We start from the raw sequence: 14,905 nt of genomic DNA on the forward strand, positions 1-14,905 counted from the left end.
CGCGAGGAGACTGCATGAGCCTGCCCGCCGCGTTCCTGCGTGATGCCGAGCGCCTGATACCCGCCGAACGCCGTTTCGACGACCCCACTTCCACCCTGGCCTTTGGCACCGACGCCAGCTTCTACCGGCTGATCCCCAAACTGGTGGTGCGCGTCGAATCCGAAGACGAAGTGGTCGGCCTGATCAAACTGGCCCAGCGCGAGCGGGTGCCGGTCACCTTCCGCGCTGCGGGTACCAGCCTGTCCGGCCAGGCCATCAGCGACTCGGTGCTGATCGTGCTCGGCGACAACTGGAATGGCCGCGAGATCCGCGGCCAAGGTGAGCAGATCCGCTTGCAACCCGGCGTCATCGGCGCCCAGGCCAACGCCTGGCTGGCCCCGTTCGGGCGCAAGATCGGCCCGGACCCTGCCTCGATCAACGCCTGCAAGATTGGCGGCATCGTTGCCAACAATGCCAGCGGCATGTGCTGCGGCACCGCGCAAAATACCTACCACACCCTGGCCGGCCTGCGCCTGGTGCTGGCCGACGGCACCCGCCTCGACAGCGAAGACCCGGCCAGCGTCGCCGCCTTTGCAAGCAGCCACGCCGAGCTGCTGGAATCACTCGCCCGACTGGGCCGCGAAACCCGCGCCAACACTGCACTGGCCGAGCGCATCCGGCACAAGTACCGGCTGAAGAACACCACCGGCTTGTCGCTGAACGCACTGGTGGATTACGACCAGCCGCTGGACATCCTGCAGCACCTGCTGGTCGGCTCCGAAGGTACGCTGGGCTTCATCAGCGCCGTCACTTACCACACCGTGCCCGACCACCCACACAAGGCCAGCGCACTGCTGGTGTTCCCCAGCGTCGAAAGCTGCTGCCGTGCAGTGACCGTGCTCAAGCAACAGCCGGTTTCTGCCGTGGAGCTGCTCGACCGCCGCAGCCTGCGCTCGGTGCAGAACATGCCCGGCATGCCGCTGTGGGTAAAAGGCCTGTCGGACAATGCCTGCGCCCTGCTGATCGAGTCCCGCGCTGCCAGCCAGAGCCTGCTGCACGTGCAACTGCAACAAGTGATGGCCTCGATCGCTGACTTCCCGCTGGAACAGCAAGTGGACTTCAGCGAAGACCCGGCCGTGTACAACCAGCTGTGGAAAATCCGCAAGGACACCTTCCCCGCCGTCGGCGCCGTGCGCCAGACCGGCACCACGGTCATCATCGAAGACGTGACCTTCCCGGTCGAGCAACTGGCCGAGGGCGTCAACCGCCTGATCCAGCTGTTCGACAAGCACCGCTACGACGAAGCGATCATTTTCGGCCACGCGCTGGAAGGCAACCTGCACTTCGTCTTCACCCAGGGCTTCAACAGCGCCGAGGAAGTCGCCCGCTACCAGGCGTTCATGGACGACGTGGCGCAGCTGGTGGCCGTGGAGTTCGGCGGCTCGCTCAAGGCCGAACACGGCACCGGCCGCAACATGGCCCCGTTCGTGGAGCTGGAATGGGGCCATGACGCCTACCAGCTGATGTGGCAGCTCAAGCGACTGCTCGACCCCAACGGCATCCTCAACCCCGACGTGGTGCTGAGTGAAGACCCGGACATTCACCTGAAGAACCTCAAGCCACTGCCCGCCGCCGATGAAATCGTCGACAAGTGTATCGAGTGCGGCTTCTGCGAACCGGTGTGCCCGTCCAAGGGCCTGACCCTCAGCCCGCGCCAGCGCATTGTCATGTGGCGTGACATTCAGGCAAGGCAGCGCGCCGGCATCGACACCCGCGAGCTGATGCAGACCTACCAGTACCAGGGCATCGACACCTGCGCCGCCACCGGCCTGTGCGCCCAGCGCTGCCCGGTCGGCATCAACACCGGTGAGCTGGTGAAGAAACTGCGCAGCCAGGCCGCCGACCATGACAAAACCGCCGACTGGCTGGCCGAACACTTCCACACCGCACTGGGTGGCGCACGCCTTACCCTCACAGCCGCCAATACTGCACGCAAGCTGCTCGGCGCCCCGCGCCTGGGCCGCCTGACCGCCACATTGAACAAAGCAAGCAAAGGCCGCATGCCCCAGTGGACACCGGCCATGCCACAACCCCTGCGCCCGATCAGCTTCGGCCCGGCCAGTAACGACGCCCGCCCCCGCGTGGTGTACCTGGCCGCCTGCGTATCGCGGGTGATGGGCCCGGCCTATGCCGACCGTGAGCAAAGCTCGCTGCTGGACAAAACCCGCAGCCTGCTGGAAAAGGCCGGCTACCAGGTGGTGTTCCCCGAAAACTCCGACAGCTTGTGCTGCGGCCAGCCATTCGCCTCCAAAGGCTACCCCGAGCAGGCCGAACACAAACGCCAGGAGCTGATCAACGCCCTGCTGCACGCCAGCCGCGGCGGCCTTGACCCGATCTACTGCGACACCAGCCCCTGCACCCTGCGCCTGGTGCAAGACCTGGGTGACACCCGGCTGGACCTGTACGACCCGGTGCGCTTCATCCGCACCCACCTGCTCGACCGCCTGGAGTTCACCCCCCAGGACGAGCCGGTGGCCGTGCACGTGACCTGTAGCACCCAGCATCTTGGCGAAAGCCAGGCACTGATCGACCTGGCGCGGCGTTGCAGCAAGCAGGTGGTGATCCCGGAAGGCATACATTGCTGTGGTTTTGCCGGTGACAAAGGCTTCACCACCCCCGAGCTCAATGCCCACTCGCTGCGCAGCCTGAAGGATGCGGTGCAGTATTGCAGCGAAGGCATCTCCACCAGCCGCACCTGTGAGATTGGCTTGAGTAGCCACAGCGGTATCGATTACCACGGGCTGGTCTACCTGGTGGACCGCGTTACCCGGCCACGCAGCATCTAAAGGCCGGCGCCGTCTTCATTTGTGGGAGCAACTGTCTTGCTCATAGTCTAAAAGCTTGCACAGTCTCTGTGGGAGCGGGCGAGCCCGCGAACACCGGCAAAGCCGGTGCCATCCACTGCGTCGCCTGTTTCGCGGGCACGCCCGCTCCCACAGGGACTGCGCTGAATTCGAATTAGCACTGTACCTGTGGGAGCGGCTTCAGCCGCGAACACCGGCAAAGCCGGTGCCATGCCACACCGATCCCGATTGAACCCCCGCCAATCCCCCACAGTCCACCTTACAGGCCCACCTTCCAGAGGCCCCAGAGGAGACACCCATGAAAGGTACCGCGCTTTCGGCCCTGTTCGCGGCCGCCACCCTGCTGGCTTCGCCGGTGTTCGCCGCCGATGACCTCTGCACCACCAACCTGCAAAAGATCGACGACAGCATGGCCACCGCCGGCGCCACCTCCGAAGGCCTGGACAAAGCCATTACCGAGCACGTCGACAAAGCCAAGGCCGCCCAGGCCTCGGGCGACACCAAGGAATGCATCGCCATCACCAGCAAAGTGCTGGAACGCCTGGAAAAAACCGAGAAAGGCAGCGGCACCGGCAGCGGCGGCGCGTGAGCCTGAAAGCGGGCGACAGGACCGGCTGTCGACGTCGCCCGCACAATGCCGTATACTCCACCCCACGTGCCGTAAGGTGCGTTAGCGTAACGCTAGTGTGGGGCCGATTAGGATTCGACGCCGGTAGCGAAACTCTAGGTGCATGCCGAGTTGGTAACAGAACTCGTAAATCCACTGTTGCAACTTTTATAGTTGCCAATGACGAAAACTACGGCGCGGAGTACAAGCTGGCTGCGTAAGCGGCCCTCTTGACCCGTTGCTTCTGGTAGCTTCGGCTCCAGCAATCACTAGGGGATGCCTGTAAACCCGAACTGATTGTCATACAGAACAGGATCGTCGCGTAGCACGTTGTGGGCGAAGTGACTAAAACTTACACAACTCATCCAAAGCACCCTGCCCGTCGGGCGGCTGCGGATTAAATCAGTAGACACGGCTAAGCATGTAGTACCGACAGCGGAGTACTGGCGGACGGGGGTTCAAATCCCCCCGGCTCCACCAAATCCTGGAAAGAAGACGCCCACGGGCGTCTTTTTTTGTGTCTGGGATTTGCGATCTGCGGGTCAAAAAGTCGGATTTAACCCCTTCCTTGTAGGGCGTTTCCCAAAGATACTCCCAGCGCCTGTTTTCCGTTGCGGTCATTTTTTCAGGGTTTTAGTCTCGGTGGGTCGTTGCACATCAACGACCGGCTTTGACAGGCCGCAACGATACACAGCGCGCTCAACCGTTCATGGCGGTTGTGCATGGGGCACGCTCGCGTGCGCCGGTTTCTGTGTTCGCCGGTCTGTCAACCCATGCACAGCTGCCACCTTTCCGTTTGACAGCGGGTTGGCGGTGGCCCCTATCGAGAACACAGCACAATGCTAAAGATTGTTCCTGACCCGCCTCACCTCCACTCCCTGGAAGACACCATCATGCTGGCCTCGGACTACGCACTCTGCGCAGAAGCCGTAGCCCAGCAGGCGATGCTGATGCAGCCGAGATCTCCCGCTTCGGTGTTGATCATGGCGTCAATGCACGAGCTTGAAACCCTGCGCCGATTACTCGAATCAGCGCTTGCGCTAATCCAGCAGCCAGCAAACCCGCAACCGATGCATTGACTCGCATACCGAGCGAAAACCTGTGGGAGCCCGGCTTGCCGGCGATAAGGCCAGCCCAGGCAACCACAAGACCAGGGAGATTGATCAATGACCAGCGAAGACACGAAATGCACAGTCGGTAAAACCGTCTTCTTTCAAGGCGAAGACCAGACTCACCCACTGTTCCGTATCGAAGCAGGTATTCCTTGCCAGAGCGCCCGCGAGCAGGCTTCTGAGCTGATGGGTTATGCACGGGACCTGACCATCGATGGGCTGATGGAAGACAAACCGAAGCTGATCTGGGCGGCACACTACCTCTGTGCTTTGGGCAAAGCACTGCTAGACGATGCCGAGCTCGGCATGATGCGTTGAAGCTGTTTTGGTACGGCTAGTGGCCGGCTTGAAGCAAACCAGATGGCTGCCACATCAACTAGGGAAGGGTAAAGCCGCACATTTACTGAGCAGCTTTTCACGGGCCGAGCGAAGCAGGTGCAAGCGCCTGAATCAAGCGCTAAGATGCCGGAATGCAGCCCCTTAAAAAGCGAAACCCCGGGAGCAGCTTGCGCCGGTCCCGGGGATCTGGATCTAGTGCTGGAGCGCTTGACCGAAGTCAGAGGGGCCTTACCAGCTGCTAGTGAACAAGGACAGTACCCCCTCCATGGCAGAGAGTCAAGCCCCCTACAGCTACACCCAGCCACTGATCCAGGAACTGGAGTTAAATCTCTCATCTCCTAGATTTTCTGCGTATGTCCGCCGTGCTGGCCACCATAGAAACTATGCAATTCAACTCTATCTCTACAACGCTCGGCTGGCAAAATCCATCCTGTTTCCCCTCCACATCATGGAGGTTTCCCTACGAAACGGGATCGACTCGGTTCTCAGCAATCAATTTGGCGAAAATTGGCCTCACGAACAGTCGTTCAGAGATATCCTGAGTGAGAAAAGCAACAACTCACTTCAAAAATCAATTAACCGCTTCAAGAAAAAAATACCGTCAAAGGATGAAGTAATCTCAGAGCTGAGCCTGGACTTCTGGTCAAACTTATTCGGGGACGAATATGACCGATCAATTTGGCAGACGAACATGCCAAATCTTTTCCCGGAGACAACAATTACCCGAAAAATGTTTCAGCCGATCATCAGAGACCTCAATAAATTTCGAAACAGAATAGCGCATCACGAGCCAATTCTTGACGATGATATTAATTGCTGGCTTCGTAAAATTCTTGACGTAACCGCATACAGGTCCGCATCAACGAGCACTTGGGTCAAAGCTCACAGCACCGTTTCGAACATGCTTCGGACTAAGCCAAAAGCTAACGCAGCGGCAGGTCCTTTTTTATCAGATATCGTTGACAGAGACATTGTAACGATCGCACACAATACGACGCTGGATAGCGCCATATCGGCTCCACATCACGTCTATCTGGCAAAAAACCAGGATGGGATTGATTACGCTATCTTCGACAATCTGGACATTGTCAAATACATCAATAGCACGAAAGACGGCGAGTTGATCGATCTCAGCGAACATACCGTCCACGACCTTGTTTTAGCAATGGACTGCTGCAACAGCTTCACATTGTTCGAGGAAAGCGAAACACTTACGGCAGCTACCAAGGCCTTGAAAAAGAAAATCCGTTTCATAGCCTGTATCGATCCATCGAGCCCCGGCCGAATTTCGGGAATTGTTGCCAAAGCTCATCGACGCTATTAGCTTCAGTTAGGTGCTGATAGGAGGAATTACCCGACTCCAATCAAGGAGGCGTCTATAGCGCCCCCTTCCATAACCCGAAATCTTAAGACGTTAGCATTCCCGCCCACCTTGGATTCCAGTTGGCAATGCCCGCCATGAGGCGGGCAGAAAACCATAAAAACCAACTCTTGAGCCTTACCAGCTATAACTCAACTTGGCCGTAACCTCACGCCCCGGGTTGTAGTAGTTCGCCGTCCCCGACCCCACCACATGCTGCTCGTCAAACAGGTTGCTGACATTCAGCGCAAGGTCGGTGCCCTTGGCAATCTTGTAGTTCAAAGCCGCATCAAACAGCGTGGTCCCATCGCTTTTCTTGGTGTTGGCAGCATCCATGTAGTAGCCCCCAACATACCGCGCACCCAGGCCAACGCTTACGTCAGTATCCGGAATGTCGTAGTAGCTCCACAGCGATGCCGTATGCTTCGGCGCTACGGTGAATTCCTTGCCCTTGAGCGAAGAGCCGTCATACAGCGAGCCCCGCAGTACCTCCGTCTCCATGTAGGAATAAGCACCGATCAGGCTAATGTTTTGCGTGACCTGCGCTTTGGCCTCAAGGTCCAGGCCCCGCGCATGTGACTCACCCACCGTCTGCTGCTCGATGATCCCGCTCGGCAGCACCACGGCGATGGTGACGTTTTCCTGGGTCAGGTCATAAACGGCAGCAGAGAACAACGCATCCATGCCTAGTGGCGAATACTTCACACCCACTTCGTACTGCCTGCCGGTCTGCGGGGTTACGCCAACCTGCGGAGGCGAAACCGACTCCACCATGCTCACGTAAGTGGAGACCTCATCGTTGACGATGTAGGTCAGCGCACCGCGGTACGAGGTTTCGGAGAAGTTGTCGCTCTGCTTGCTCACGCCACCGACGTATTCGGTGCTGGACAGGTCCATGGAGTCATTACGCACACCTGCTGTCGCAATCACACGGTCATAGAAGGACAGGTTCTGCTGCAGGAACACGGCCTTGGTGGTGGCGTCGTTCTTCTTGCGGGTATAGGGCGTGACGCCGCCCGGAACGCCGGTGAATACCGGGTTGGCGATGTCGATAGACGGCGCAAGGCTGTAGACCGAGCTCTGTTTGGTGCTTGAGTCGAGGTATTCCACACCCACCAAGGTGCTGCTGTCGATGTGCTCGAACTGCGCATCGTATTGCAGCATCAGGTTGCCGTTGAGCTGGTCGGCATCGCTGTCGGTGCCGAACACGTAGCGGGGAATGACGGTGCCAACACGCGAAGCGCTGTCGCTCAGGTAGACATAGCCGAAATCATCGCTCAGCTCGCTGTAGCGCAGGTTGCTGCGCAAGGTGAAGCCGTTGTCGAAGTCGTGGGTGATATTGCCGCTGAGGCTGGTGCGCTCCACATCGTGGAAGTTGTAGCTGGGCTCACCAAAGAAATCGCTGCGGTCGTATTCCTTGTCCAGTGGGTAGCCACCACTGTTCGGCGAGCTGTTGGTTTTCAGGTAGTCCAGGATCACCGTAGCCGAGGTGAAGTCGGTAGGTGCCCAGGTCAGGCCGCCCATCACGAAGCGGTTGTCGTCCCGCGAATGGTCGTACTCGCGGTCGCTGTTCTGCATCTTGGCGGTGAAGCGGCCAGCCAGGGTTTGCTCATCGTTCAAGGCATCGCCTACATCGATACCGGTCTCGGCGTGATCATAGGAGCCATAGGTCACATAGCCTTGCCCGAACTTTTCGAAGCGCGGCTGCTTGGTCACGAAGTTCACCGAGCCGCCCGGGTCTGCCGGGCCAAACAGCGTGGAGTTGGCACCGCGCAGAATTTCGATGCGCTCGTAGGCAAACGGGTCTTCGCGCACACCGCGCATCGAGCTCAAGGTCAGGCCGTCACGGTAGGTAGTGGCCTGAAAGCCGCGGATCTGGAAGTAGTCGTTGCGGTCGTCCGAGCCGTAGAAGTCGCTGACCACGCCCGGCGTGTACAGCAGCGCCTCTTCCGTGGTGCTGACACTGCGCTGCTGCATTTCCTTGTTGGTCACCACAGACACGGAAGCTGGCGTATTGAGGATGCTGGTCGCCACCTTGCCGCCTACCCACAGCTCCTTGGCAACCACCGAGTTGGTGTCGTCATCGGCACTGGCCTTGACCTTGGCATTGATGATGACCGGCGCCAGGCGGTAGTCCTCGGTCGCGCCCAGCTCCAGCGGGCCGGCAGGCTTTGGCTGCGGCACCACCAGGTAGGCAGCAGGGCCCTGCTGCTCAAGCTGCAACTCGGTCCCTTGCAGCAACGACGACAATGCCGACTGGGTATCCAGCGCGCCCTGCACCCCTTGGGTATTGCGGTTGGCCACGTTCTGCGCATCGAAAGAAAGGCTGATCCCCGCCTCCCGCGCAAAGCGGTCGAGGGCCGGCGCAAGCGGGCCGGCAGGAATGTTCCACTGCTTGAGCGGGCTGCTGTGGTCAGCGCCCGAAGGCTGCGCCAGCGACGGCAAGGCATAGGTGCTGACAACCAGACCAAAGAGTGCGGCGTGCAAGGCACGGTTCAATGGGTGGCGCTGTGGAACCGGGGTAAAACTCATTCTCTCGCTCCGTGTAGGGGGTCGGCGGGGCGGCCTGTAATCCGGCCTTACCTACAAGCCGAACGAGAATGAGAAAACACCTCATTTATTTTTACTGTAATTCACACCTCACCGCTACGAGCCGACCACACAGGCGGGCGGTCTCCCGCACTACATTCAGGACGCAGGATCAGCGTCGTCAGCACCCTGCTGCGGGGTTGCCGATTGCAGCATGGCCATGATGAACCTTTGCGTTTCGGGCAACTGCTTGCCGAACGCCTCATCCAATTCTGGGGTCACCTGGATGTCTCCTTCGCGCAAGCTCAGCGCAACCTCCTGCTGGTAACGCTCCACAAAACGCTCACGGATCAGTTGCGCATCAGGCGTGTCGTCAGCAACCAGCTCTTCCAGCAGCCCTTGTGCCGCATGCATGAACACCAGAGTTCTGTTGTACTGCTGCGTCTTCAGGCCGGACTGCGCAAAGGTGGACTGGAACTGTGCCTCCATCGCCTCGATGGTTGAATGAAGCAACCGATTGGCGTTGCGCAGTGTTTCAACCTCCGCGGCCAGGCCAGCCGCCGGGGTGTCCTGTGCGGCGTGTGCACGGTTCGCCTGTGCCATCTGCGACATTTGCCCGTGCATCAGTTTGATCAGTTCACGCAGGCGCTCCGCTTCGCCCCTGAGCTGCACGGTTTCTTCAAAATACTGGCGAACATACCCACGCAATGGCTCAAGCTTCTCGTTCGCACGCGCAACACCCGCACTCCAGCCCTCTGTATAGCCATGGGAGCGTCCTTTGCGCAAACCCTGCTTGTGTCCGTGACCTCGCCCCTCCTGGTAACCCTTCTGGTAACCCTCTTGGTAACCTTCCTGGCGCCCCTGGTCGCGGCCTACATGGAGGTTGGCAATGGCTTGCTGTACAGAGCCGTTGTAACCGCCGTCCAGGCTCATGTTGCCCTTGCGTGCAGCCCAGTTATGGTCCATCTCGCCACCTCCTTGGATCGGCGTGTCTTCGGGGTCATACGCCGGTAAACCTTAGTCAATGCAGCCTTCATTCAACTTCAGAATATGGGCCTGTATGGCCTGGCCGGCCTTTTCGATGAACTCACCGAAAAACGTTTTGCCCAAGCCCCGCAGCGGTGACCCTTCCAGTGAATCCGCCGCCGCCTCTACCGTAACGATGCCGAACTGCTCGGCAATGATTTCGACACTGTGCTTGCGCATCCAGGGCTCGTCATACGGTTTCTGGTACCACGTGGCGATCTGGTATTGGATGTCGTCCCGCTCAAAGGCCCTGTACAAATGCTCGGCCAAGGCAATAACGGTTTCGCGAATCAGGCCCGGGTCAATATCGTGTGTTTGAGCAACGCCTCGACAGGCGCGTTGGCAACCGCGAGCAGATCTGCAGTGGTGTAGCCTGGCATTGGTGGAAATACGCCGGGAGGCAATTCGACAGCAGGCCCGGCTCCATTGCCTGGTTTGTCTTCGTCATGCATACAAATATCCTTATCAAGGTGCGCACACGATTGCGCGTCACCGTCCAATGCAACCACGAGCGGGTAAAATTCCGCCCTCTGCTGGCAATCGATTCTGGATCGCATCACCAGCAAAAGCCGGCGAATTCACACCCTAGCGCGAAGCAGTCTTGAACTGCCGGGTGCTGTCCCTGCACCCCATGGAGGCAACGGTGAACAACACCTCATACCGCGTGTATGCACTGGCAGAAATGCTTGCTGGCCTGGGCCCCTTGTCGAGCGTCTTGCTGTATGCAAGCACGGCATCGCACGCGATCGCATCCACGACCTGAGTGTTTGCCCGAGCAGCACGCTGGCGCACCCCCAGTTCGAACTGCGCGTCATCCAGCACAACCGGCGTGCGCGCTGGCGTGGTCGCCAAGGCAGCGTACGCCCCTTGAGTCTCCCCCAGCAAACGTACGGAAATCGTAATGCCGCCACCGCTCTCTATCCGCGGGTACCCGGCAAACCGCGCAGTGAACTGATCCGTAGCCGCCAGCTGGCTTACCGTGCGGCCCACCACGTTGGCCCAGTACTCATTTGGCGGATTTGAAGGGTTATAGGCTGGCGCCCCTCGGTCATACGACTTACCCGCCATCCTGAGCTGCTCCTGGCGCAAGAAGTAGCTGGAGCGGCACTTGTTGCTGACCTCTGCATCCAGCGGCCGGCCAGACTTGGCGCTGTATAGCAAAGCGGATGCACATGGCAGCTCGAACTGCCCGTTGAGGTACAACTGCTCACCGGTCCCCAGCGGGCTTGTAGTGGGGATAAGGTTGACCGCCCCCCCACCCGCACTACCCGCAACCCCGGTCACAAGCGCATTGGGCATCATCGAAGTCAGCGAACTGACAGCCTCATCCGAAAAGCGAATCTTGGTGGTCCCGTCCGGCATCTGCTCGGTGGTTACACAGCCCGCCATTGCCGCAGCTGCCAGCAGGGGCAGGATGAGTTTGTACTTGGTCATGCTAGTGTCCTTACTTGGAAAATCTACTTGAGCGCGGTGTGCGAGATGATTCCACCTGCGCCTTGATCGACTCCGGGTCGTTCGCCATCTACTGCGCGCGGCATTTTCAATTGCCGACTGAGAGGAATCAAGGTTAGACAGGGTCGCCATGACCGCAACCACTACCAATGAAGGGACAGGCCAGGGCCGTCTTGCGCCGACGCGATCTGGCCTGCTGCGCAGCGTCACTGGCGGCTTGCTCGCGCGGCTAAAAAAACAAAGGGCACCCATCCCAGGGTGCCCTTTGCCTTACTGCGAGGTGATATGGATCACCCCATCGAACGCACCCCCACGGGTTGCGAATGGCCCCGCGAAGTCACGATCCCCAGGAAGGAAATCACGATCGCCAGGCCCAATGTCGAACTCACCTCTACCCGGTGCTCAGGCGTGTACATCATCACCGCCAGTGCCCCGGCAATGAAGATGATCACCGCCCAGGTCAGGTACGGGAACAGCCACATGCGGAACTTCAGCTCGGTGTTCTCCCGCTCAAGGCGCCGACGCATGCGCAGCTGCGAGATGGCAATGACCATGTACACCAGCAGGGCGATGGCGCCCGAACTGGCCAACAGGAACTCGAACACGCCCTTCGGCGCAAAGTAGTTGAGGATGGCAATGGCTGCGCCGATCAGGGTGCTGCCAAACACCGCAGCACGCGGCACGCCAACCTTGGAGGTCTTGTTGAGGAAGGCCGGGGCGTCACCGCGCTTGGCTAGTGAATACATCATCCGCGAGGCAATGTAGATCGACGAGTTCATGCAACTGGTCACGGCCACCAGCACCACCAGGTCAACCATGAATGCCGCGTTGGGGATGTTCATGATTTCCAGCGCACGCTGGTACGAGCCCACCACGGCTAGCTGCGGGTCGTTCCACGGCACCACCGAGATGATCACGAAGATCGACAGGATGTAGAAGGTGCTGATCCGCCAGATCACCGAGCGGGTGGCCTTGGCGATGTTGCGCGACGGGTCGCTGGATTCCGACGCGGCAATGGTTACCGCCTCGGTACCGATGAAGCTGAACATCACAGTGATGAACGCCCCCACCACCGCCGACCAGCCCTTCGGCGCAAAGCCGCCATACTCCGCCATCAGCCCGCTCAGGCCGCTGACCTCGCGGTTGGGCAACCAGCCCATCAGCGCAGCAAAGCCCAGGCCGATGAAACCCAGAATCGCCGTCACCTTGAGGATGGCGAACCAGAACTCGAACTCACCGTACTTGGCCACGCTGAACAGGTTGGTGCCGGCCAACAGCAACACCGAGGCCAGGGCGAAGATCCAGCTGTCTACCTGGGGGAACCAGGCGTTCAGCACATGCCCTGCGGCCAGGGCTTCGATAGGGATTACCAGCACCCAGAACCACCAATACAACCAGCCGATGGTGTAGCCGGCCCAGCGGCCGATGGCCTGGTCGGCGTAGGTGGAAAACGATCCGGTATCGGGGTGTGCCACGGCCATTTCGCCGAGCATGCGCATGACCAGTACCACCAGGGTGCCGGCCACGAAATAAGAAACTATGGTTGCTGGCCCGGCCGCCGCGATGGCGTGCCCAGAGCCTACGAAAAGTCCGGCGCCGATGATGCCGGCGATGGACAGCATCGTTACATGACGCGGCTTGAAACCTTGTGCAAGGTTGCCATCAGATCCCACGGTGCTCATTGATGTTGTTCTCTTTTTGCTGACACAAGGATGGGGGCAGAGGTAGGCGAAAATATCTCCTTTGAATTGAGTAAGTCGACAGGTTGCTGGCGCGCTGTTGTTGATCTTTGGCGCGCATCACAAAGCAACGTGCCGGTGCGGTTCGGGCTTCATTTAAGCCGCGCAGGGCTGTGGGAAATTACACGAGAACGCCCCGGAACTGTTCGATCACGACAGGGCAGTTCCATTACCGCCAGATGTCGCGAATGGCATGCCCGATCGCGCCACCGGGCCGTATGAAGCTTTTGTTTTCCATTTGGATGTGTATTGCCTGTGCAGGCCTCTTCGCGGGCGCGCCCGCTCCCACAGAGGCTCGTGCAGTACCTGTGGGAGCGGGCGAGCCCGCGAAGAGGCCTGCACTGACGCAACAATTTTCAGCCACAAAAAAGCCCCGGTTTCCCGGGGCCTCTGTTGCCAAGGCGTCTGCCTACGCCTGCCCGGTACGCTCGAAGCGCCGGGCCAGCAACAGGTAAGCGAGGATCCCCAGCACGCCATGGGCGGCCACGAACCAGAGTGCGTTGTGGAACGAGCCGGTACTGGCCACCACATAACCGATCACCAGCGGGGTGATGATGCCGGCGATATTGCCGATGCCGTTGAATACGCCGCCACACAAGCCGACCATCTTCTTCGGCGCCACATCCGACAGCACCGCCCAGCCCACCGCTGCCAGGCCCTTGCCAAAGAAGGCCAGGGTCATCAGGGCGATTACCGCCGCGTTACCCTCCACATAGTTGGCCAGTACCAGGCTGGTCGACAGCGCCATGCCGATGATGAACGGCGTCTTGCGCGCCCTGGAGGGATGCACGCCTCGACGGATCAGCCAGTCGGAAACGAAACCACCCAGGATGCCGCCGGTGAAGCCGCAGATGGCAGGTAGCGCGGCCACCCAGCCCGCCTCCATGATGGTCATGCCACGGCCCTTGATCAGGTAGATCGGGAACCAGGTGATGAAGAAGTAGGTCAGCGCGGTGATGCAGTACTGGCCCAGGTACACCGCCCACAGGTTGCGGCTGGTGAACAGTTGCATGACCTCGGCACGGGTCGGCTTGCTTTGGGTTGCCTTGCGTTCCTGCTCCAGGTCAACCAGGGCGCCACCTTCACGCATGTAGTCCAGCTCTTCGCGGCTCAGCCCCGGTGCGCTGTGCGGCTCGTGGTAAAGGCGGAACCACACCACGCTCAGCACCAGCCCCAACACGCCCATCCAGATGAACACTTGCTCCCAGCTCAGGGTGTGGGTCATCCACGCCATCAGCGGGGCGAACACCACCACCGCCATGTACTGCGCCGAATTGAACAGTGCCGAGGCAGTGCCACGCTCGCGGGTAGGGAACCAGCAACTGACAATGCGCGAGTTGGCCGGGAACGCTGGCGACTCCACCAGGCCCAGCATGAAGCGCATGGAGAACAGCGCCACTGCCGCAGACACACCGGCAAGGCCCATCCAGCCCACAGTCCCCTGCAACAGCGTGAACAGCGACCAGAGGATAAGGCTGATGCCATACACGCGGCGGGCGCCGAAACGGTCGAGCAGCCAGCCGCCAGGCACCTGGCCCAGGGCGTAGGCCCAGGCGAAAGCGGAGAAGATCATGCCCAGCATGACCGGATCCAGGCCAAGGTCCTTCAGCACCTCGGTGCCGGTGATCGACAGGGTGGCGCGGTCGGCGTAGTTGATGACGGTGATGACGAAGATCAGTGCCAGGACCAGGAAGCGATGGCGACCGATCCCGGCCACGGCCTGCGGTGCGGCAACGGCGGATTTGCTGTTCATGTTAACCCTCTTGCTTCTCGGTGGAAGCGATTGTTCTTGTGCGCAGAAGGGGTGGCTCTTGGAGCCTTGTGTTGGCAGTGCCGGCCCTTTCGCGGGCATGCCCGCTCCCACAGGTACTGCACACTGCTCAGGACCTGTGCTTACC

10 protein-coding genes, 1 other RNA gene and 1 pseudogene are annotated in these 14,905 nt (G+C 60.0%); 6 read left to right on the top strand and 6 right to left on the bottom strand.

The window, feature by feature from the left end; all coding sequences use genetic code 11:
• Window positions 1-14 precede the first annotated feature (14 nt).
• The 6 genes from ACFY9W_RS23230 (at window position 15) to ACFY9W_RS23255 (ending at window position 6,225) form a co-directional block, all read left to right on the top strand.
• A complete protein-coding gene (locus tag ACFY9W_RS23230) occupies window positions 15-2,825 on the top strand; it encodes an FAD-linked oxidase C-terminal domain-containing protein (protein WP_391135282.1) in 2,811 nt (936 codons plus the stop codon).
• A 316-nt stretch (window positions 2,826-3,141) separates the two neighbouring features.
• Window positions 3,142-3,432 carry a hypothetical protein gene (locus ACFY9W_RS23235; protein ID WP_025754271.1) on the top strand — a complete coding sequence of 97 codons (291 nt, stop codon included), beginning with the start codon at window positions 3,142-3,144 and terminating at the stop codon, window positions 3,430-3,432.
• A gap of 99 nt (window positions 3,433-3,531) precedes the next feature.
• Window positions 3,532-3,930: a transfer-messenger RNA gene (ssrA, locus tag ACFY9W_RS23240) on the top strand.
• Between the two features lie 359 nt (window positions 3,931-4,289).
• The gene (locus tag ACFY9W_RS23245; RefSeq protein ID WP_391135286.1) at window positions 4,290-4,529 is read left to right on the top strand and encodes a hypothetical protein; all 240 of its coding nucleotides are present in this window, start codon (window positions 4,290-4,292) and stop codon (window positions 4,527-4,529) included.
• Window positions 4,530-4,616: 87 nt separating this feature from the next.
• A complete protein-coding gene (locus tag ACFY9W_RS23250) occupies window positions 4,617-4,880 on the top strand; it encodes a DUF3077 domain-containing protein (RefSeq protein ID WP_391135289.1) in 264 nt (87 codons plus the stop codon).
• A 286-nt stretch (window positions 4,881-5,166) separates the two neighbouring features.
• Window positions 5,167-6,225 (top strand): hypothetical protein, encoded by a 1,059-nt coding sequence (locus ACFY9W_RS23255; protein ID WP_391135292.1) that lies wholly within the window; start codon window positions 5,167-5,169, stop codon window positions 6,223-6,225.
• A 174-nt stretch (window positions 6,226-6,399) separates the two neighbouring features.
• Here ACFY9W_RS23255 and ACFY9W_RS23260 read toward each other — a convergent pair whose 3' ends face one another.
• The 6 genes and pseudogenes from ACFY9W_RS23260 to ACFY9W_RS23285 form a co-directional block, all read right to left on the bottom strand.
• A complete protein-coding gene (locus ACFY9W_RS23260; protein ID WP_391135295.1) occupies window positions 6,400-8,793 on the bottom strand; it encodes a TonB-dependent siderophore receptor in 2,394 nt (797 codons plus the stop codon).
• A gap of 156 nt (window positions 8,794-8,949) precedes the next feature.
• Window positions 8,950-9,756, bottom strand: a complete 807-nt coding sequence (locus tag ACFY9W_RS23265; protein WP_391135298.1) for a hypothetical protein — start codon at window positions 9,754-9,756, stop codon at window positions 8,950-8,952.
• 51 nt (window positions 9,757-9,807) lie between these two features.
• Window positions 9,808-10,268: pseudogene (locus ACFY9W_RS23270) on the bottom strand (hypothetical protein).
• Between the two features lie 133 nt (window positions 10,269-10,401).
• Window positions 10,402-11,250 (bottom strand): hypothetical protein, encoded by an 849-nt coding sequence (locus ACFY9W_RS23275; RefSeq protein WP_391135301.1) that lies wholly within the window; start codon window positions 11,248-11,250, stop codon window positions 10,402-10,404.
• 308 nt (window positions 11,251-11,558) lie between these two features.
• Entirely contained in the window at window positions 11,559-12,950 is a 1,392-nt protein-coding gene (locus ACFY9W_RS23280) for an amino acid permease (RefSeq protein WP_391135304.1), read from the bottom strand.
• A 466-nt stretch (window positions 12,951-13,416) separates the two neighbouring features.
• On the bottom strand, window positions 13,417-14,760 hold the full coding sequence (locus ACFY9W_RS23285; protein WP_391135307.1) for a D-galactonate transporter: 1,344 nt from the start codon (window positions 14,758-14,760) through the stop codon (window positions 13,417-13,419).
• Window positions 14,761-14,905: the final 145 nt, after the last annotated feature.

The sequence above is a fragment of the Pseudomonas sp. NPDC008258 genome (genome assembly GCF_042956345.1).
Taxonomy (GTDB): domain Bacteria; phylum Pseudomonadota; class Gammaproteobacteria; order Pseudomonadales; family Pseudomonadaceae; genus Aquipseudomonas.

Excerpts from the sequence above, each read along its gene's own strand:
- ACFY9W_RS23255 (WP_391135292.1), top strand. The coding sequence starts at position 5,167 with ATGGCAGAGAGTCAAGCCCCCTACAGCTACACCCAGCCACTGATCCAG.
- ACFY9W_RS23265 (WP_391135298.1), bottom strand. The coding sequence starts at position 9,756 with ATGGACCATAACTGGGCTGCACGCAAGGGCAACATGAGCCTGGACGGC.
- ACFY9W_RS23260 (WP_391135295.1), bottom strand. The coding sequence starts at position 8,793 with ATGAGTTTTACCCCGGTTCCACAGCGCCACCCATTGAACCGTGCCTTG.
- ACFY9W_RS23230 (WP_391135282.1), top strand. The coding sequence starts at position 15 with ATGAGCCTGCCCGCCGCGTTCCTGCGTGATGCCGAGCGCCTGATACCC.
- ACFY9W_RS23275 (WP_391135301.1), bottom strand. The coding sequence starts at position 11,250 with ATGACCAAGTACAAACTCATCCTGCCCCTGCTGGCAGCTGCGGCAATG.
- ACFY9W_RS23285 (WP_391135307.1), bottom strand. The coding sequence starts at position 14,760 with ATGAACAGCAAATCCGCCGTTGCCGCACCGCAGGCCGTGGCCGGGATC.
- ACFY9W_RS23250 (WP_391135289.1), top strand. The coding sequence starts at position 4,617 with ATGACCAGCGAAGACACGAAATGCACAGTCGGTAAAACCGTCTTCTTT.
- ACFY9W_RS23235 (WP_025754271.1), top strand. The coding sequence starts at position 3,142 with ATGAAAGGTACCGCGCTTTCGGCCCTGTTCGCGGCCGCCACCCTGCTG.
- ACFY9W_RS23245 (WP_391135286.1), top strand. The coding sequence starts at position 4,290 with ATGCTAAAGATTGTTCCTGACCCGCCTCACCTCCACTCCCTGGAAGAC.
- ACFY9W_RS23280 (WP_391135304.1), bottom strand. The coding sequence starts at position 12,950 with ATGAGCACCGTGGGATCTGATGGCAACCTTGCACAAGGTTTCAAGCCG.